Annotated in this window: 1 protein-coding gene; it reads right to left on the minus strand. The window is 69.7% G+C overall.

Annotation, left to right across the window (positions count from 1 at the left end; genetic code table 11):
• Window positions 1-503: 503 nt before the first annotated feature.
• On the minus strand, window positions 504-624 hold a 121-nt coding region (locus GCL84_RS29690; RefSeq protein ID WP_456236889.1), incomplete at its 5' end, for a poly(ethylene terephthalate) hydrolase family protein.

Below are 624 nucleotides of genomic sequence, written 5' to 3' on the forward strand. Positions count from 1 at the left end.
CGTCGGGTCCGGGCCGCGCTGGTAGGGGTTGTCGGCCGCGGGGGCGGCCGTCGCCGTGGTGACGCCCGCGACCAGGGCCAGTGCGACGGCGATCGGGGCGCCGAACCTGGTCAAGCGGCGGGACGCGGTGGCGGGAGCGACTGGTGCGGTCATCATCAACTTTCCCTGGGGTTTGGCGTGATAGGAAGCCAGCTTCCCCAGTGCACCATTTGGTCGAACGCGCGACCATGGAGACCGTCGTCACCAGGCACCCGTCAATGATCTCCGTCAGGTCGACGACCCTGTCCGGGACCTGCCCGTGGCGCAGGTCGAACCCGCATTCCCTGGCATGCGCGCACAGATCCGGCTCCGCTGCCCGGGCGGTCTGAGAACCGCAAAGTTGGCGACCCGTTCACCGTGCGGCCGCCGGGTTGCCGGTGCCCCCACGGGGCCGAGACGTGGGTTGGGAATGGACGGACGGACCACCGGCTTCGTTGGCGGTGGCCCGTCCGGGCTGGGTTGGGTCAGCCGGTGTGGGGGCAGTTGCCGCGGTAGGCGGAGATGGTCAGGCTGGTGCTGGGGAGGGGGCAGAGGAACTGCTCGTAGCGGGTGTCGTTGTCGATGAAGCGCTTGAGCCAGGAGATG

The sequence above is a fragment of the Actinokineospora pegani genome (genome assembly GCF_009745975.1).
In the GTDB taxonomy this organism is placed as follows: Bacteria; Actinomycetota; Actinomycetes; order Mycobacteriales; family Pseudonocardiaceae; genus Actinokineospora; species Actinokineospora pegani.